At 71.8% G+C, this 18134-nt stretch carries 14 protein-coding genes; 11 read left to right on the top strand and 3 right to left on the bottom strand.

Going from position 1 to position 18134, the window contains the following annotated elements; genetic code table 11:
* The first annotated feature begins 620 nt into the window (after nucleotides 1-620).
* Together CLV43_RS14190 and CLV43_RS14185 are read left to right on the top strand one after the other, a co-directional pair.
* Nucleotides 621-1925 (top strand): MFS transporter, encoded by a 1305-nt coding sequence (locus tag CLV43_RS14190; protein WP_106187642.1) that lies wholly within the window; start codon nucleotides 621-623, stop codon nucleotides 1923-1925.
* Nucleotides 1922-2485 (top strand): hypothetical protein, encoded by a 564-nt coding sequence (locus CLV43_RS14185; RefSeq protein WP_106187641.1) that lies wholly within the window; start codon nucleotides 1922-1924, stop codon nucleotides 2483-2485. The genes CLV43_RS14190 and CLV43_RS14185 overlap by 4 nt, the downstream gene beginning before the upstream one ends.
* A 133-nt stretch (nucleotides 2486-2618) precedes the next feature.
* Here the strand turns inward: CLV43_RS14185 and sucD are convergent, their stop codons facing one another.
* Together sucD and sucC are read right to left on the bottom strand one after the other, a co-directional pair.
* Complete coding sequence (gene sucD / locus CLV43_RS14180) at nucleotides 2619-3500, bottom strand: succinate--CoA ligase subunit alpha (protein WP_106187640.1); 882 nt, start codon at nucleotides 3498-3500, stop codon at nucleotides 2619-2621.
* Nucleotide 3501: 1 nt separating this feature from the next.
* Entirely contained in the window at nucleotides 3502-4659 is a 1158-nt protein-coding gene (gene sucC, locus CLV43_RS14175; RefSeq protein ID WP_106187639.1) for an ADP-forming succinate--CoA ligase subunit beta, read from the bottom strand.
* 244 nt (nucleotides 4660-4903) lie between these two features.
* Between sucC and CLV43_RS14170 the strand changes: the two genes are divergently transcribed.
* The 4 genes from CLV43_RS14170 (at nucleotide 4904) to CLV43_RS14155 (ending at nucleotide 11567) form a co-directional block, all read left to right on the top strand.
* On the top strand, nucleotides 4904-6631 hold the full coding sequence (locus tag CLV43_RS14170; protein ID WP_106187638.1) for a thiamine pyrophosphate-binding protein: 1728 nt from the start codon (nucleotides 4904-4906) through the stop codon (nucleotides 6629-6631).
* A 30-nt stretch (nucleotides 6632-6661) separates the two neighbouring features.
* Nucleotides 6662-7891: a formyl-CoA transferase gene (frc, locus tag CLV43_RS14165; RefSeq protein WP_106187637.1), complete on the top strand. Its 1230-nt coding sequence runs from the start codon at nucleotides 6662-6664 to the stop codon at nucleotides 7889-7891.
* A gap of 17 nt (nucleotides 7892-7908) precedes the next feature.
* On the top strand, nucleotides 7909-10056 hold the full coding sequence (locus CLV43_RS14160) for an acetate--CoA ligase family protein (protein ID WP_106187636.1): 2148 nt from the start codon (nucleotides 7909-7911) through the stop codon (nucleotides 10054-10056).
* Between the two features lie 134 nt (nucleotides 10057-10190).
* Complete coding sequence (locus CLV43_RS14155) at nucleotides 10191-11567, top strand: OFA family MFS transporter (RefSeq protein WP_106187635.1); 1377 nt, start codon at nucleotides 10191-10193, stop codon at nucleotides 11565-11567.
* On the opposite strand, the gene CLV43_RS14150 is transcribed toward CLV43_RS14155, so the two are convergent.
* Nucleotides 11562-12296: a GntR family transcriptional regulator gene (locus tag CLV43_RS14150; RefSeq protein WP_106187634.1), complete on the bottom strand. Its 735-nt coding sequence runs from the start codon at nucleotides 12294-12296 to the stop codon at nucleotides 11562-11564. The genes CLV43_RS14155 and CLV43_RS14150 overlap by 6 nt on opposite strands.
* 160 nt (nucleotides 12297-12456) lie before the next feature.
* Here CLV43_RS14150 and CLV43_RS14145 point away from each other — a divergent pair, with 160 nt between their 5' ends.
* The 5 genes from CLV43_RS14145 (at nucleotide 12457) to CLV43_RS14125 (ending at nucleotide 18129) form a co-directional block, all read left to right on the top strand.
* Nucleotides 12457-13440: a 2-dehydropantoate 2-reductase gene (locus CLV43_RS14145; RefSeq protein WP_106187633.1), complete on the top strand. Its 984-nt coding sequence runs from the start codon at nucleotides 12457-12459 to the stop codon at nucleotides 13438-13440.
* Nucleotides 13437-13637, top strand: coding sequence for a hypothetical protein (locus CLV43_RS14140; RefSeq protein WP_106187632.1), 201 nt, complete (start codon nucleotides 13437-13439; stop codon nucleotides 13635-13637). Before CLV43_RS14145 ends, CLV43_RS14140 begins: the two co-directional genes overlap by 4 nt.
* 149 nt (nucleotides 13638-13786) lie before the next feature.
* A complete protein-coding gene (pheS, locus tag CLV43_RS14135; protein ID WP_106187631.1) occupies nucleotides 13787-14854 on the top strand; it encodes a phenylalanine--tRNA ligase subunit alpha in 1068 nt (355 codons plus the stop codon).
* Between the two features lie 3 nt (nucleotides 14855-14857).
* Nucleotides 14858-17335 carry a phenylalanine--tRNA ligase subunit beta gene (gene pheT / locus CLV43_RS14130; protein WP_106187630.1) on the top strand — a complete coding sequence of 826 codons (2478 nt, stop codon included), beginning with the start codon at nucleotides 14858-14860 and terminating at the stop codon, nucleotides 17333-17335.
* 329 nt (nucleotides 17336-17664) lie between these two features.
* Nucleotides 17665-18129, top strand: coding sequence for a hypothetical protein (locus tag CLV43_RS14125; protein WP_245886440.1), 465 nt, complete (start codon nucleotides 17665-17667; stop codon nucleotides 18127-18129).
* Nucleotides 18130-18134: the final 5 nt, after the last annotated feature.

Here is an 18134-nt window from a genome sequence, read left to right as displayed (position 1 = left end):
GGAGGGTCGTTTGACCGGTGGTCACGGGCCGGGTTCGCCGAGGTGGTGTCGGGTGTTCGGCGGGTCGTTTGACCGGTGGTCCACTGCGGGAAGGGTGTAGGTGTTTCGTGGTCCCACTGGGTCGGACGGGTGGCCCTTTGGGGCGGTGCGGCGGTCCGGGACGGCGTCCGTTCGGGGGTGCGGCACGGGCTCCGCGTGCCGACGCCGTCGGTCGCCGGGGTGGTGGCCCGGTCGGTCTACCGGTCGATTCCAGGTCGGCCCGCCGCTGTGCCGCCTGCCGGCGGTGACCGGGTCCGTGGGGGTGGTTCGCGCGTCCTGTCCTGCCCGACCTGAGGTGGACCGGCGCCTCGCTGGATGGCTTTCTTGACCAGCGGTCCAGCGGGGACATCTGCGCCCCCTGTCGGGGCCGGTGGTCTCCGCTATGGCGCCCGCCATGCGGGTTTTGCCGAACGCCACCCGTTCGTGGGAGTGCGTGACCGGCGGTCCAGTGCGGTCGGAGCTGGCCGCCTCTCGTCCACTCGGTCAGAGCTGCGCTGCGGGCGTGGACATCCGGCAACCGCGGTGTTATACCTAGGTTACCTAATACTGTATACGATCTCCAATGTTGGCAGGTGGAGAACATGCCCGGTGTGCAGGAGGTGCGGGACGTCCACGGCAGGCGCTACCGCGTGGGCGAGACGGATCGGGAGCTGGTCGGGCGGTCGCGGGCCTGGTCGTTGTGGTTGGCGTGGGCGGCGATGCTGGCGGCGGGGGTGCAGCAGTACGGGTTCGGGGTGGTGGTGCCGGTGCTGACCGCGACCCACCCCCTCGCGGACGTGGTCTGGGCGCTGGCGCTGTGGACCGCCTGCCAGGCGGCGACGGCGTTCCCCGCGGCCTGGCTGCGGGACCGCGGCAGGCTGTCGACGGCCACGTCGGTCGTCGTGGGCGGGGTCCTGTGCGGGATCGGCATGGCCACGCTCGCCCACGCCACGACCCTGCCCGCCCTCTACCTCGGCTACTCCCTCGTCGGCGGCATCGGCGCGGGCCTGGTGTACGCGGCGTGCGTGGGAACCGTCGTGCGCTGGTTCCCGGACCGCGTCGCCTCCCGCGTCGGCGTGGTCGGGGGCGCGTTCGCCTACGGCTGCGTCCCCTTCGTCCTCCTCGCGGGCCTCCTGCTCACCCCCGCGACCCGCACCCCGTTCCTGGACACCGCCGCCGCGGTCGTGCTGGCCGTGGTCGTCGGCGCGGGCGTCACGCTGGAGGACCCGCCGAGGAACTGGTGGCCCGCGCACGTCGACCCCAGGGCCTGGGCCCTGGACAAGGCGCGCAGGCGCAACCAGTCGGCGGTCCGCCAGTACCTGCCCGCCGAGGCCGTCCGCAGCGGCGCCGTGGTCCCGATGTTCCTGGCCGTCGCGCTCGCGGCCGCCGTCTCCCTGTTCGACCTCGCCTTCCTGGTCGCGTTCGCCGACGACGGCCCGCTCCTCGCCGCCGCGGTGCTCAGCGCGCTGGCCGCGTGCACGGGTCTGGGGAGGGTGCTGGCCGGTCGGGTGTCGGAGCACCTCGGCCGCCGCCGCACCTGGTACCTGTCCCTGCTCACGGGCAGCGCGGCGCAGTTCGTCCTGCTCTGGGGCGGCACGCACGACCGGTTCACGGCGTTGCTGCTCGGCGCGTGCCTGGCGGGGCTGGGCACGGGCTGCTGCTATCCGCTCCTGGTGTCGCTGGTCCGCGAGTACTTCGGCGAGGAGAGCGGTCCGCAGAACTTCGGCATCCTCTACAGCGCCAAGGCGCTGGGCGGCCTGCTGGGCATCGGCGGCGCGGCCGCGGTGGTCGCCGCGCACGGCTACCCGGTGGCGTTCGTGGCCGCGGGCCTGGTCGGGCTGACGGGCGCGCTGCTGACCAGAGCCCTGGTGCAGCCCGGCCGCACCCGGCTCCTCCCGACGCCGTGACCCGCCCACCGGTGCTGTCCCGCGGCAGGCACCCCACTCCGGGGCACGGCCAGTGCCTGATGGAGCTGGTGTCCACGCTGGCGGGCGAGGTCTGGTCGGACCGCCCCGCCGCCGTGCACCCCGTGCTGGCGGCGGTCGCCAGGGCCGTCAACGACTCGTGCACCGCGCCGGGCCGCCAACGGCTGCTGCCGTTCGCGCCCCGGCTGGTCGGTGTCGTCCGCGCGCCGACGGTCGCCCTCGTCCTGCGCTGCACGGGCGAAGCGGGGGTGCGGCCGCTGCGCGGCAGGCTGGTCGCCCCGGCGGTGGTGGCGCACGCGACGAGGGTCGTCGCGCTGAGGGCGGGTGACGCCCGCGACGACGTGCTGCACCGCCTGCTGACCGACTGCCTGGAGCTCTGCCGCACCCCGACGACGAAGTGCTTTCCTGACGGGAAGACCGGCGACCGGGTACCGGGTGCGCTAGCCGGACGGCTTGGCGCCGCGGGTGGACGGGTTGTCCGCCAGGGGCTCCGCCATGACCGTCCGCAATGGACAGCAGCGGCTCGGTCTCCAGTGCGGTGACCGCGATCCCCGGCCGCTCGCTGCTGTGCTCAGGGCGAACCGGGGACGGAACTCCTGGCGAAGACCGGTGTTCACCGCACTGGCGACCGGGGAACGCCGGGCCCACCCGTGCGGTGGGGTGGGCCCGGCGCGGTCACGCCCCGAGGATCGCCCGCGCCAGCCCGGCGGTCTCGCCGGGCGTTCGGCCGACCCGGATCCCGGCCGCCTCCAGGGCCTCCTGCTTCGCGGCGGCGGTGCCGGACGAGCCGGACACGATCGCGCCCGCGTGCCCCATCGTCCTGCCCTCGGGCGCGGTGAACCCGGCGACGTACCCGACGACGGGCTTGGACACGTTGTCCCGCACGAACTCCGCCGCCCGCTCCTCGGCGTCGCCGCCGATCTCGCCGATCATCACGATCAGCTCCGTCTCCGGGTCCTCCTCGAACGCCGCGATGGCGTCGATGTGAGTGGTGCCGACGATCGGGTCGCCGCCGATGCCGACGCAGGTGGAGAAGCCGAAGTCGCGCAGCTCGTGCATCAGCTGGTAGGTCAGGGTTCCCGACTTGGACACCAGCCCGATGCGGCCGGGCTTGGTGATGTCGGCCGGGATGATGCCCGCGTTGGCCTTGCCGGGGGAGATGACGCCGGGGCAGTTCGGCCCGACGATCCTGGTGCGCCCGGAGGCGACCGCGTGCGCCCAGAACGCGGCCGTGTCGTGCACCGGGATTCCCTCGGTGATCACCACCGCCATCCCGATCCCGGCGTCGACGGCCTCGACCACCGCGTCCTTCGCGAACCGCGGCGGCACGAACAGCACCGACACGTCCGCGCCGGTCTCCGCCATCGCCTCGGCCACGTCGCCGAACACCGGCAGCGACCGCCCGTCGAAGTCGACCACCTGCCCGGCCTTGCGCGCGTTCACCCCGCCGACGACCGTCGTGCCCGCCGCCAGCATCCGCCGGGTGTGCTTGGTCCCCTCGGACCCGGTCATGCCCTGCACGACCACCCTGCTGCCCTCGTCGAGGAAGATCGCCATCTCAAGCCCCCCGTGCCGCGAGCGAGGCGGCGGTGCGCGCCGCGCCGTCCATGGTGTCCGCCAACGTGACCAGCGGGTTGTCCGCCGCCTTGAGGATCCGCCGACCCTCTTCGACGTTGTTGCCGTCCAGGCGGACGACGATCGGCTTGTGCGCGCGGTCGCCGAGGACGTCCAGCGCCCGGACGATCCCGTCGGCCACCGCGTCGCACGCGGTGATGCCGCCGAAGACGTTCACGAACACGCTGCGCACGCCGGGGTCGCCGAGGATGATCTCCAGCCCGTCGGCCATCACCTGGGCCGAGGCGCCTCCGCCGATGTCGAGGAAGTTCGCCGGTCCCGACCGGCCGAGCTCGGCGCCCGCCCGCGCGACGACGTCCAGCGTCGACATGACCAGCCCGGCGCCGTTGCCGATGACGCCGACCTCGCCGTCGAGCTTGACGTAGTTGAGCCCCTTCGCGTGCGCCCGGCGTTCCAGCGGGTCGCCCGCGTGCTCGTCGGCGAACGCCGCGTGCGCGGGATGGCGGAAGGACGCGTTGTCGTCCAGCGCCACCTTGCCGTCCAACGCGAGCACGTCGCCGGACTCGGTGCGCGCCAACGGGTTCACCTCGACCAGCGTGGCGTCCTCGGCGACGAACACCTCCCACAGCGCGGCGACGACCGGGGCGGCCTCGGCCGGGAGTCCCGCCGCCGCCACGATCTCCGCCGCCTTCGCCAGGTCGACGCCCACCGTCGCGTCGACCGGGACCTTGACCAGCGCGGACGGCTTGGTCGCGGCGATCTCCTCGATCTCCACGCCGCCCTCGGCCGACGCCATGGCCAGGAACGTCCGGCCCGCGCGGTCGAGCAGGAACGAGAAGTAGTACTCCTCGGCGATCCTGCCGGCCGCGGTCACCAGCACCTTGTGGACGGTGTGGCCCTTGATGTCCATGCCGAGCACCGCCGTCGCGGCGGCGGCCGCCTCGTCCGGTGTCGCGGCGAACCGGACACCGCCCGCCTTGCCCCGCCCGCCGGTCTTGACCTGCGCCTTGACCACGACGGCGCCGCCGATGGCCGTCGCGGCGGCGCGGGCCTGGTCGGCGGTCGTGGCCACGGACCCGGCGGGCACCGGCACCCCGTGGGCGGCGAACAGGTCCCTTGCCTCGTGTTCGTGGAGATCCAAGGCGGCCGTCCTCTCTGCGCGCGACCGGGCCGCACGGGCGCGCGAGCCCGTGCGGTCACCGGTCTGGGAGGGATAACGGGCCGACCGGGCTGCCTCCCGGAAATCCTCCGGACGCCCTCTGGACATCGGCCCCAACAAAGCGTCACTATATGCCTACCCCATACGGTATGCAATCTACAGAGAACCTCGTGGGGGCGGCCAGCCGGACCGGCCGAGTCGACGCGAACCAAGGAGTTGACCAGCAATGGCGCGGACAGCGACCGAAGCCGCCTCAGTACCCGGTACCGACGACACCCCTGCCGCCCCGGAGCTGATCTCCGGTGGACACCTGGTGGCCAAGGCGCTCAAGGCCGAGGGCGTCGACACGATCTTCACCCTGTGCGGCGGCCACATCATCGACATCTACGACGGCTGCGTCGACGAGGGCATCACCGTCGTCGACGTCCGCCACGAGCAGGTCGCCGCCCACGCCGCGGACGGGTACGCCCGCATCACCGGCAGGCCCGGCTGCGCCGTCGTCACCGCCGGTCCGGGCACGACCGACGCCGTCACCGGCGTGGCCAACGCCTTCCGCGCGGAGAGCCCGATGCTGCTGATCGGCGGCCAGGGGGCGTTGAGCCAGCACAAGATGGGCTCGCTGCAGGACCTCCCGCACGTCGACATGATGACGCCGATCACCAAGTTCGCGGCCACCGTGCCCGGCACGGCCCGTGTCGCGGACATGGTGTCGATGGCCTTCCGCGAGTGCTACCACGGCGCCCCCGGCCCGTCGTTCCTGGAGATCCCGCGCGACGTGCTGGACGCCAAGGTGCCCGTCGAGCAGGCCCGCGTCCCGTCGGCGGGCCACTACCGCGCCTCGACCAGGGCGGGCGGCGACCCGGCGGACGTGCAACGGCTGGCGGACCTGCTGGTGGGCGCCAAGAAGCCCGCGATCCTGCTGGGCAGCCAGGTCTGGACGACCCGCGCCACCGACACGGCCGTGGACCTGGTGCGGCAGCTCAACATCCCGGCGTACATGAACGGCGCGGGCCGCGGCAGCCTGCCGCCCGGCGACCCGCACCACTTCCAGCTGTCCCGCCGGTACGCCTTCGACAACGCCGACGTCATCGTCATCGTCGGCACCCCGTTCGACTTCCGGATGGGCTACGGCCGCAGGCTCTCCTCCAAGGCCACCGTCGTGCAGGTCGACCTCGACTACCGCACCGTCGGCAAGAACCGCGACGTGGACCTCGGCATCGTGGGCGACGCGGACCTCGTGCTGGCCGCGGTCGCCGCGGCCGCCACCGGCCGGGTCGACAACGGCGCCGTGGGCCGCAAGGCGTGGCTGGAGGAGCTGCACGGCGTGGAGGAGCAGGCCCGGCAGCGCAGGCTGCCGCAGCTGCTGTCCGACGCGACCCCGATCCACCCGTACCGGCTGGTGCACGAGATCAACGAGTTCCTCACCGAGGACTCGATCTACATCGGCGACGGTGGCGACATCGTCACCTTCTCCGGTCAGGTCGTGCAGCCCAAGTCGCCCGGCCACTGGATGGACCCCGGTCCGCTCGGCACGCTCGGCGTCGGCGTCCCGTTCGTGCTCGCGGCCAAGCTCGCCCGTCCCGACAAAGAAGTGGTGGCGCTGTTCGGCGACGGCGCGTTCAGCCTGACCGGCTGGGACTTCGAGACCCTCGTCCGCTACGACCTGCCGTTCGTCGGCGTCGTCGGCAACAACTCGTCGATGAACCAGATCCGCTACGGCCAGGCCCGCAAGTACGGCGTGGAACGGGAGCGCGTCGGCAACACGCTCGGCGACGTGAAGTACGACCAGTTCGCCAAGATGCTCGGCGGGTACGGCGAGGAGGTGCGCGACCCCAAGGACATCGCGGGAGCCCTGCGGCGCGCCCGCGAGTCCGGGCTGCCCTCGTTGATCAACGTCTGGGTCGACCCGGACGCGTACGCGCCCGGAACCGTGAACCAGACCATGTACAAGTAGCGCGCGCCCCTCTAGCAGGAGGACCTCCCCATGGGAAAGGCACTGGAGGGCGTTCGCGTCCTCGACATGACGCACGTCCAGTCCGGACCGTCGTCCACGCAGCTCCTCGCGTGGCTCGGCGCCGACGTGGTGAAGCTCGAGACACCCGGCCGCGGTGACATCACCCGCGGCCAGCTCCGGGACATCCCCGGCGTGGACAGCCTCTACTTCACGATGCTCAACGCCAACAAGCGCAGCATCACGCTGAACATGAAGAGCGAGCAGGGCAAGGAGGTGTTCACCAGGCTCGTCGAGAACACCGACGTGCTGGTGGAGAACTTCGGCCCCGGCGTGATCGACCGGTTCGGGTTCCCGTGGGAACGGCTGGCCGAGATCAACCCCGGCCTGGTCTACGCCTCCATCAAGGGGTTCGGTCCCGGCCGGTACGCGGACTTCAAGGCCTACGAGGTCATCGCGCAGGCCATGGGCGGCTCCATGAGCACCACCGGTTTCGAGGAGGGCCCGCCGACCGCGACCGGTGCCCAGATCGGCGACTCCGGGACCGGGATCCACCTGGTGGCGGGCATTCTCGCGGCGCTGTACCAGCGCACGTCCACCGGTCGCGGCCAGCGCGTCCAGGTCGCCATGCAGGACGCCGTGCTGAACCTGTGCCGGGTCAAGCTGCGCGACCAGCAGCGCCTCACCCGCGGCCCGCTGGGGGAGTACCCCAACGAGTCCTTCGGCGAGGACGTCCCGCGCTCGGGCAACGCCTCCGGCGGCGGCCAGCCCGGCTGGGCCGTGCGCTGCGCGCCGGGCGGGCCGAACGACTACATCTACGTGATCATCCAGCCCGTCGGCTGGAAGCCCATCACCGAGCTGATCGGCAGGCCCGAGCTGGCGGACGACCCGGAGTGGGCGACGCCGGAGGTGCGCCTGTCCAAACTGGACAAGGCGTTCGCGCTCATCGAGGACTGGACGCTCAAGCACACCAAGTGGGAGGTGATGGACGAGCTCAACGCCCACAACGTGCCCTGCGGTCCGATCCTGTCCACCAAGGAGCTGATCGAGGACGAGACCCTCGCGGCGATCGGCAGCGTCGTGGAGGTGCCGCACCCGCAGCGCGGCTCGTTCAAGACCGTCGGCTGCCCGATCAAGCTCTCCGACTCCCCGGTCGACATCGGGACGTCCCCGCTGCTCGGCGAGCACAACGACGAAGTGCTGGGCGCGCTGGGCTACAGCCCCGAACAGCTCGGCGAGCTCCGCACCGCAGGCGTCATCTGAGACCCGAGGAGCCGGACATGCCTGACACAGCGACGGGTTACGACCGCGCGGCGGTCGAGGAGGTGCTCAGGGAGGTCGAGGCCGGAGGTCGGGACTCGCTGACCGCCCCCGAGGGCAAGAGGGTGTGCGACGCCTACGGCATCAGGACGCCGGAGGAGGCCCTGGCGGTCTCCTCCGAGATGGCGGTCGCGATGGCCGAGGAGATCGGCCTCCCGGTCGTGCTCAAGATCGTCTCGCCGGACGTCCTGCACAAGACCGAGGCGGGCGGTGTGCTGGTGGGCCTGCGCACGGCCGCCGAGGTCGCCGAGGGCTTCCGCACGATCGTCGCCAACGTCCGGGCGCACAAGCCGGACGCGAGGGTCGTCGGCGTGCAGGTCCAGCAGATGCTGACCGAGGGGCAGGAGGTCATCGTCGGCGCGGTCACCGACGGGACGTTCGGCAAGGTCGTCGCGTTCGGCCTCGGCGGGATCCTGGTCGAGGTGCTCAAGGACGTGACGTTCCGGCTCGCCCCGACCGACGCGGGGACGGCGGCCTCGATGGTCGACGGCATCGCGGCAGCGGAGGTCCTGCGCGGCGTGCGCGGGAACCCCGGCGTGGACCGCGCGGCGCTGGCCGACCTCATCACCAGGGTGTCCGACCTCGTCACGGACTTCCCGCAGCTGGCCGAGGTGGACCTCAACCCCGTGCTGGCCACGCCGACCGGCGCGACCGCCGTGGACGTGCGGATCCTGGTCGACGCGAACGCCGCCGAGGTGCCGCACCGCTTCACCCGCGACGAGATCCTGGCCTCGATGAACCGCATCATGCGGCCGTCCGCCATCGCCGTGATCGGCGCGTCGGCGGAGGAGGGCAAGATCGGCAACTCGGTGATGAGGAACCTGGTCGACGGCGGCTACGCGGGCGAGATCCACCCGATCAACCCGAAGGCCACCGAGATCCTGGACCGCAAGGCGTTCAAGAGCGTCTCCGACGTTCCGGGCGACATCGACGTCGCGGTCTTCGCCATCCCGGCGAAGCTCGTCCCGCGGGCGCTGGAGGAGGTCGGCCGCAAGGGCGTGGCGGGCGCGATCCTGATCCCGTCCGGCTTCGCCGAGACGGGCAACCACGAACTCCAGGACGAGGTCGTTGCCATCGCCCGCAAGCACGGCGTCCGCGTGCTGGGGCCGAACATCTACGGCTACTACTACACGCCGGAGAACCTGTCGGCGACGTTCTGCACGCCCTACGACGTCAAGGGCGGTGTCGCGCTCACGTCGCAGAGCGGCGGCATCGGCATGGCCATCCTCGGGTTCAGCCGGTCGGCGGGCATGGGCGTGTCGTCCATCGTGGGCGTGGGCAACAAGGCGGACCTCGACGAGGACGACCTGCTGACGTTCTTCGAGTCCGACCCCAACACCCAGCTGATCGCGATGCACCTGGAGGACCTCAAGGACGGCCGCTCCTTCGCCGAGACCGCCAAGCGCGTCTCGCTGAAGAAGCCCGTCGTGGTCCTGAAGGCCGGGCGCACCGCCCAGGGCGCCAAGGCCGCGAGCTCGCACACCGGAGCGCTCGCGGGCGACGACCGCGTGTACGACGACATCCTGCGGCAGAGCGGCGTCATCCGGGCCCCAGGGCTCAACGACATGCTGGAGTACGCGCGCGGCATCCCGCTGCTGCCGACCCCCAAGGGGGAGAACGTCGTCATCATCACCGGCGCGGGCGGCTCCGGCGTGCTGCTGTCGGACGCCTGCGTGGACAACGGCCTCGCGCTGATGCGGATCCCGGAGGACCTGGACGCGGCGTTCCGGAGGTTCATCCCGCCGTTCGGCGCGGCGGGCAACCCGGTCGACATCACCGGCGGCGAACCGCCGTCGACCTACCGCAACACGATCGCGCTCGGGTTGGCGGACGAGCGCGTCCACGCCCTGGTCCTGGGGTACTGGCACACGATCGTCACCCCGCCGATGGTGTTCGCGAAGCTCGTGGTCGAAGTGGTCGAGGAGTACCGGGGCAACGGCATCGACAAGCCGGTCGTGGCCTCGCTCTCCGGTGACGTCGAGGTCGAGGAGGCGAGCGACTACCTCTACGCCCACGGCGTCGTCGCGTACCCGTACACCACCGAGAAGCCGGTCGCGGTGCTCGGCGCCAAGTACCGCTGGGCGAGGTCCGCGGGTCTGCTCGGCTGACCGCCGCCCCACCGGGGAGGGGAACGCTTCCGCCCACCGCGCCACCGGGGCGGACGAAGGGGAACGGCGCTGGGCCGACGACGTCGTCGAGCGCCCGAGGGGCACTGGTCAAAGCCGACTAGAGAGGCTCTGTGATGACCGCTGCGTCAACTACCTACCAGGAGTTACGAGACCACAACGGCCGGGTGTACCGGGTCGGTGAGACGCCGCACGACCTGATGGGGCGCTCCAGGACCTGGATGGTCTGGCTGCCATGGGCCGCCATGTTCGCGGTCAGCGTCTTCGAGTACGGCTGGGGTGCCGTGGTCGGGACGCTCGAGAAGAAGTACGGCTGGTCGCTGGGCGACGTCTTCTGGCTGGCCAGCGTCTGGGTCGTGTTCCAGGCGGGGGTCGCCTTCCCGGCGGGGAGGCTGCGGGAGAAGGGGATCGTGTCGGCGAAGGCGGCGATGCTGACGGCGGCGGGCTGCAGCGCCATCGGCTACGTCACCATCGCCCACAGCGGCAACCTGCTGCTGGCGTTCATCGGCTACTCGGTGCTCGGCGGCACCGGAGCCGGGCTGGTGTACGCGACCTGCATCAACATGGTGGGCAAGTGGTACCCGGAGAAGCGCGGCGCGCGGACCGGGTTCGTCAACGGCGCCTTCGCCTACGGGGCCGTGCCGTTCATCTACGTCTTCAGCGCGTTCCTGCGCCCCGACAACTACACCGCGATCCTCGACCTCATCGGGCTCTACATGCTGGTGATCGTCGGGATCTGCGGGTTCCTGTTCAAGGACCCGCCGAAGAACTGGTGGCCCCGGCACATCGACCCGGTGAACTGGGTGCGCGACACCAAGGAGAACGTCTCGCTGGCGAAGAACCCGCCCGCGCTCAAGCAGTACTCGCCCATGGAGGCGATCCGCACCGGGATGCTCCCCCTGATGTGGGTCGCGCTGGTCATCATCGGCGGCGTGTCGCTGTTCGGCATCAACTTCCAGGTGCCGTTCGCGAAGGCCAGCGGGTTCGGGCCGTTCGTGGCGGCGTCCTCGGCGGGCGTGCTGTCGATCGTCAACGGCACCGGGCGCGCGATCGTCGGCCTGGTGTCGGACCGGATCGGCCGCAGGCAGACGCTCACCGCCGTGCTGGTGATCGCCGCGATCGCCCAGTTCGGCGTGCTCTACGCGGGCAACACGCACAACCTGGTGCTGTTCATGGTGTTCGCGTTCCTGGTCGGTTTCGGCGGCGGCGCGTTCTACCCGCTGTTCGCCTCGCTGGTGCCGGACTACTTCGGGGAGAACAACAACGCCTCCAACTACGGCCTGGTCTACTCCGCCAAGCTCCTCGGCGGGGTGGGCGGTGGTGGCCTGGCCGCGGCGGTGGTCGCCGCGTGGGGCTACAACGGCGCATACGTCCTGGCGGGCTGCATCGCGCTGCTGTCCGCGGGCATCACGCTGTTCCTGCGCCAACCCGGCAGGTCGAAGCGCGACGCCGAGGAGCGGGCCGCCATGAGCCCGGCCGAGGCGGCGTCATGACTCCGCGACGGCCTGCCGCTCGTGGTAGGCCTGCCGGGTCCGCCCGGTGTGCTCGGTCATGATCCGGCCCGCGGCCTCGACGTCCTGCTCCGCGATCGCCTTGATCAGCTCGGCGTGCTCGTTCCAGGCGTCGTTGCCCCGCGGGCGGGCGATCGGTGTGTAGTACCAGCGGACCCGGCGGTCGACCGTGCCGATCATCTCGGCGAGCACGGTGTTCCCGGACAACCTGCTGATGAACGCGTGCAGCGCCGCGTTGGCCGTCACGAGGCCCTCCACGTCCTCGGCGGCCAGCGCGGCGACGCCCGCTTCCTGGAGCTCCCACAGCTGTTCCACGTCCTCGGGCGTCGCCCGTTCGGCGGCCAGCCTGGCGGAGTGGGTCTCCAGCACCCCGCGCACGCTGAGGAGCTGGTCGGCCTCCTCCTCGGTCGGCAGGTGCACGAACGCGCCCTGCGCGGGGCGCAGGTCCACCCACCCCTCCGTCTGCAGCCGCTGGAGCGCCTCGCGCACCGGCTGCCTGCTGACCCCCAGGTACTCGGCCAGCTCGACCTCGACGAGGTGCTGGCCCGGCACCAGCGTGCGGTTGACGATGAGCTCGATCAGCGCCTCGTAGACCGCCTGGCGGAGCGGGGCGGGCCGTTCCACGCGCTTGGCCGCGGCTCCGCTCAGGGCGGCGCGCGACCCGCGGCGACCTCCGGTCCCACCAGGGAACGGAACTGCTGGCTGGTTCACGGGCACCTCGCGATCGGTCAGGTGAATGCTTTCAGCATACAGGTTGTTGTATGCAAAGTTCATTCACGTGTTCCAGGTCACGAGGCCATCCGGGGCTACCGCTCACCTCATGTAGACGACATACTGTATGCAATTACCCGGATACGAGACGAGGCAGGACATGAGAGTCGCCGTTCTCGGAGCAGGGGCGATCGGCGCCTACGTGGGCGCGGCCCTGCACCGCGCTGGAGCAGAGGTCCACCTGGTCGCACGGGGTCCCCACCTCGCGGCGCTGCGGGCGCGCGGCGTGCGCGTCCTCAGTCCGCGGGGTGACTTCACCGAACACCCGCACGCCACCGACGACCCCTCGCTCATCGGCGAGGTCGACTACGTCTTCCTCGGCCTGAAGGCGCACGCCTACGCGTCGGCGGGACCGCTGCTCGCACCGCTGCTGGGCGAGGACACCGCCGTGATCGCCGCGCAGAACGGCATCCCGTGGTGGTACTTCCACGGCCTGACCGGCCACCCGCTGGAGAACCGGCGGATCGAGGCCGTCGACCCCGGCGGCGCCGTGAGCGCCGTCCTCGAGACCCGGCGCGCGATCGGCTGCGTCGTCTACTGCTCCACCGAGATCGAGTCGCCCGGCGTCATCCGCCACCTCGAGGGCACCCGCTTCTCCATCGGCGAACCCGCGGGCGGCGTCACCGAGCGCTGCACCGAGCTCAGCCGCGCCATGGTCGCGGGCGGCCTCAAGTGCCCGGTCGAGCCGAACCTGCGCGACGACATCTGGATCAAGCTCATGGGCAACGTCGCCTTCAACCCGCTCAGCGCCCTCACCAGGGCGACCATGGCCGAGATCTGCGCGCACGACGACACCCGGCGGCTGGTCGCCACGATGATGGCCGAGACCGTAGCCATCGCCCGCGCCGCGGGCAGCAACCCCGAGATGTCCATCGAACGCCGCATCGACGGCGCCCGCCGCGTCGGCCACCACAAGACGTCGATGCTCCAGGACCTGGAGGCGGGCAAGACCCTGGAGATCGACGCCATCATCGGCGCCGTCGTCGAGATAGCCGACCTGACCCGCGTCCCGGCCCCCGCGCTGCGCCACGTCCACGCCGCCGTCGACCTGCTCGACCGCACCTCCAGGTCCACCACCCGGTGACCCGCGGCCTGCCTGGCCCCGTCGGCATCCCGCGAGCCGCGACCCCGGAGCACAGCCGCGACCGGCACGCGGACCCGACCCGGACGAGGCTGCGCACCGACGCCCTCCGGGGCCCGCACGAGGACGCGGTGGCCGTCGTGGGCCGGGGAGCCGGAGCGGGCCGGGCGCAAGGCGTGCGGGCTCACCCGTTCCGCTGACGTACCGGAACGCCCGCTCGGCGCACGATCGATACGCGGAGGAAGTCCGCGAGGTGGATCGCCTACTATCGGCCTGCTCCGCCGCGTGTCGGGCGGCGGGGCCGATCCCACCTATCCGCGACGTGCCCAACGGGAGCTGTCCACCAACCATGTCCGGAGCAAACGACCCGTACGACCCCAAGGAGGTCGCGGCGCTCGCGCCGGAGGCCCTCGACGCGGCCGTGCAGAAGGCCCGAGAGGCGTTCGCGGGCGCTGTCGACCTCGACGCGCTCGCCGCCCTGAAGTCCGCGCACGTCGGCGACCGGTCGCCGGTGCTGCTGGCGCGCCGGGAGATCGGCGCGCTGCCGCCCAAGGCGAAGGCCGAGGCGGGCAAGCGGGTCAACGAGGCCCAGAGCGCCGTGAAGAAGGCCTACGACGAGCGCCTCGCCGTGCTGCAGGCCGAGCGGGACGAACGCGTGCTGCGCGAGGAGTCCGTCGACGTCACGCTGCCGTGGGACCGGACGCCGCGCGGCGCCCGCCACCCCATCACCACGCTGGCCGAGCGCGTGGCCGACGTCTTCGTGGCCATGGGCTACGAGGTCGCCGAAGGCCCCGAGCTCGACACCGAGTGGTTCAACTTCGACGCGCTGAACTTCGGCAAGGACCACCCGGCGCGCACCATGTCGGACACGTTCTACGTCGCGCCCGCGGACTCGGGCCTGGTGCTGCGCACGCACACCTCGCCGGTGCAGGCCCGCACGCTGCTGGAGCGCGAGCTGCCGGTGTACGTGGTGTGCCCCGGCCGCACGTTCCGCACCGACGAGCTGGACTCGACGCACACCCCGGTGTTCCACCAGGTCGAGGGCCTCGCCGTCGACAAGGGCCTCACCATGGCGCACCTCAAGGGCACCCTGGACGCGTTCGCGCGGGCCATGTTCGGCGAGAACTCCAAGACCCGGCTGCGCCCGCACTTCTTCCCGTTCACCGAGCCGTCCGCCGAGGTGGACGTGTGGTTCCCGGAGAAGAAGGGCGGCGCGGGCTGGGTCGAGTGGGGCGGCTGCGGCATGGTCAACCCGAACGTCCTGCGCGCCACCGGCGTCGACCCGGACGTCTACTCGGGCTTCGCCTTCGGCATGGGCCTCGAGCGCACGCTGCAGTTCCGCAACGGCCTGCCCGACATGCGCGACATGGTCGAGGGCGATGTCCGCTTCACGCTGCCCTTCGGAACGGAGGCCTGACCGGTGCGTATTCCGGTTAGCTGGTTGACCGAGCACCTCGAGTTCGCCGAGGCGCCCACCCCGGAGGAGCTGGCCGAGGCCTTCATCCGGATCGGCATGGAGATCGACGACGTGCGCCCGCTCGGGCCCGTGACCGGTCCCGTCGTCGCGGGCCGCGTCGTCGAGATCGAGGAGCTCAAGGAGTTCAAGAAGCCCATCCGGTTCTGCCAGGTCGAGGTCGGCCCCGGCAAGATCAACGGGATCGTCTGCGGCGCCACGAACTTCGTCGAGGGCGACACCGTCGTCGTCGCGCTGCCCGGCGCCGTGCTGCCCGGCGACTTCACCATCTCCGCGCGCAAGACCTACGGGCACACCAGCGACGGCATGATCTGCTCCGCCCGCGAACTGGGGCTCGGCGACGAGCACGCGGGCATCCTGGTGCTGCCCAGCGGCACCGCGCAGCCCGGTGACGACGCCGTGGAGCTGCTCGGCCTGGACGACACCGTCCTGGAGATCACGCCCACGCCCGACCGCGGCTACGCCTTCTCGGTGCGCGGGCTGGCGCGCGAGATCGCGTGCGCGTTCGACGTCGCGTTCGGCGACCCGGCCGTCGTCGACGTGCCGGAGGCCGAGGGCGAGGTGTGGCCGGTCCACCTGGAGGACGGCGCGGGCTGCGCCCGGTTCGTCGCCCGCCAGGTGAGCGGGGTCGACCCGACCGCGCCGACGCCGTGGTGGATGCGCCGCAGGCTGATGCTCGCGGGCATCCGCTCGATCTCGCTGCCGGTCGACGTGACCAACTACGTGATGATCGAGCTCGGGCACCCGCTGCACGCGTTCGACGCCTCGAAGCTCCAGGGCAACCTGGTCGTGCGGCGCGCGAAGTCGGGCGAGAAGCTCACGACGCTGGACGACACCGTCCGCGTGCTCGACGCCGACGACATCGTGATCGCCGACGACAGCGGCGTCATCTCGATGGCCGGTGTCATGGGCGGCGCGAGCACCGAGGTCGGCGACAAGACCGGCGACATCCTGCTGGAGGCGGCGATCTGGGACCCGGCGTCCATCGCCCGCACCGTGCGCCGCCACAAGCTGCCCAGCGAGGCGGCGAAGCGCTACGAGCGCACGGTCGACCCGGCGCTGTCCCCGGTCGCCCTGGAGCGCGCGGCGAAGCTGCTGCACGTCTACGGCGACGGCGGCATCAAGCCCGGCCGCACCGACGTGGGCACGCCCGCGCTGCCCGGCCCGGTGACGATGCCGATCGACCTGCCGGACCGCGTCGCGGGCGTGCGCTACGCCCGCGGGGTGACGGCGCGCAGGCTCGGCCAGATCGGCTGCCAGGTCGAGGTCAGCACGGGCGACGACGGGGCGACCCTGGTCACCGCCACTCCGCCGACGTGGCGTTCGGACCTGGTGCAGCCCGCCGACCTCGTCGAGGAGGTGCTGCGGCTGGAGGGGTTCGAGACGATCCCGTCCACGCTGCCGCCCGCCCCGGCCGGTCGTGGTCTGACCGAGCAGCAGCGCCGCCGCCGCACGGTCTCGCGCGCGCTGGCCGAGGACGGCTACACCGAGGTGCTGCCGTTCCCGTTCATCTCGCCCGCGGTGTTCGACTCGTTCGGGCTGATCCCGAACGACTCGCGGCGCAACACGGTCAGCGTGCTGAACCCGCTGGAGGCGGACAAGCACGCGATGGCGACCACGCTGCTGCCCGGTCTGCTGGACGCCGTGCAGCGCAACCTGTCGCGCGGCCAGAAGGACGTGGCGCTGTTCAACATCGCCCAGGTCACGCTGCCGCGCACCCAGCAGGTGCCGGTGCCCGCCATCGGCGTCGGCGAGCGGCCGACCGAGGCGCAGGTGGCGTCCATGCTGGCCGCGCTGCCGCAGCAGCCGGTGCACGTGGCCGTCGTGCTGGCCGGGCACCGCGAGCACGCGGGCTGGTGGGGCAAGGGCCGCCAGGCGGACTGGGCGGACGCGGTCGAGGCCGCCAAGCTCGTCGCCAAGGCCTACGGCGTGACCCTGCGCGTGGTCGCGTCCGACCTCGCGCCGTGGCACCCCGGCCGCTGCGCGGAGCTGCGCGTCGGCGACTGGCCCGTCGGCCACGCCGGTGAGCTGCACCCGAAGGTCGTCGAGGCGCTCGGGCTGCCCAAGCGGACCGTCGCGATGGAGCTGGACCTGGACGCGCTGCCGCTCAACGACAACCGGCCCGCGCCGATCATCTCGGCGTACCCGCCGGTGCTGCTGGACGTGGCGGTCGTCGTGGACGCCGCCGTTCCGGCCGCTGAGGTGGCCGCTGTGCTCGAGTCGGGCGGCGGTGACCTCTTGGAGGACATCCGGCTGTTCGACGTCTACACGGGCGAGCAGGTGGGCGAGGGCAAGCGCTCCCTGGCGTACGCGCTGCGGTTCCGGGCTCCGGACCGCACGCTGACCGTCGAGGAGGCCACCGCGGCGCGCGACGCGGCCGTGGCGGCGCTGGCCGAAAGGCACGGCGCCACGCTCAGGGCGTGAGGTGTCACCCGGTCGGACCACGTTGGTCCGACCGGGTGAATCACGGTCGAATGGAATAACGGCGAACTGCCTGCTCACGATGGTCCAGGTGTCTTGATTGGGCACCCGTAGGCCGGTGACGGATCCTCACGTTCAGTGAGCGGGCCTTGCTTCTCGGTTGAATGTTCTCCAAGATTGGCGGGCGGCCCGCGGGGCCGAGGGGCGAAGCGATGAACTGCCGGGCGAGTTGGTCGCCGGTCCGGTAGGGAGCTAGAGGCGAACCCACCGCCTGGAGCAACGGCTCATGGAGTTGCGCCATGCGAAATTTGGGCCCGCGAATGGAAGTCGCCGTGGCAACTACCATCCTGGGTGTCGGTGCGGCCGTCGTCGCGGCCATGCACCTGACGTGGCCCGACCCCCAGACGCCGACCATGGCCTACGCCATCAGCGCGGGCGAGGCGGGCGTGTCGGACCTCAAGCCGTTCGAGATCAACGACGTGTCCGGCGGCGCCGTGGAGCTCACGCCCGGTAGCGAGGGCGCGCGCCAGGTGCGGCTGTCGAACCCCAACGACGTCGACATCATCGTGGTCAACCTGGCGGCCGTCCCCGGCCAGCCGGTCGACTCCGCGCACAACAAGGTCCCCGGCTGCCCGTCCGGCGTGCTCTCCGTGTCGCCCATGGACACCCCCGTCGCCATCCCGCCCGCCGGTGAGGTCGAGGTGGAGATGGTCGTGCAGGTCTCCGACGACGTGCCCGCCGCGTGCAAGGACCTGGTCTTCCCGCTGACGTACTCGGGTCACGCGACGAGGGGGTAGCTGCC

It is taken from the genome of Umezawaea tangerina (genome assembly GCF_003002815.1).
Classification (GTDB): domain Bacteria; phylum Actinomycetota; class Actinomycetes; order Mycobacteriales; family Pseudonocardiaceae; genus Umezawaea; species Umezawaea tangerina.
The sequence above is the reverse complement of the archived record's forward strand: the minus strand, read 5'-3'. Positions and strand labels throughout refer to the sequence as shown.

Bases quoted from the DNA above. Each gene is read 5' to 3' on its own strand.
- CLV43_RS14160 (WP_106187636.1), top strand. From the start codon at position 7,909: ATGCCTGACACAGCGACGGGTTACGACCGCGCGGCGGTCGAGGAGGTG.
- pheS (WP_106187631.1), top strand. From the start codon at position 13,787: ATGTCCGGAGCAAACGACCCGTACGACCCCAAGGAGGTCGCGGCGCTC.
- CLV43_RS14190 (WP_106187642.1), top strand. From the start codon at position 621: ATGCCCGGTGTGCAGGAGGTGCGGGACGTCCACGGCAGGCGCTACCGC.
- frc (WP_106187637.1), top strand. From the start codon at position 6,662: ATGGGAAAGGCACTGGAGGGCGTTCGCGTCCTCGACATGACGCACGTC.
- CLV43_RS14145 (WP_106187633.1), top strand. From the start codon at position 12,457: ATGAGAGTCGCCGTTCTCGGAGCAGGGGCGATCGGCGCCTACGTGGGC.
- CLV43_RS14155 (WP_106187635.1), top strand. From the start codon at position 10,191: ATGACCGCTGCGTCAACTACCTACCAGGAGTTACGAGACCACAACGGC.
- CLV43_RS14170 (WP_106187638.1), top strand. From the start codon at position 4,904: ATGGCGCGGACAGCGACCGAAGCCGCCTCAGTACCCGGTACCGACGAC.
- sucD (WP_106187640.1), bottom strand. From the start codon at position 3,500: ATGGCGATCTTCCTCGACGAGGGCAGCAGGGTGGTCGTGCAGGGCATG.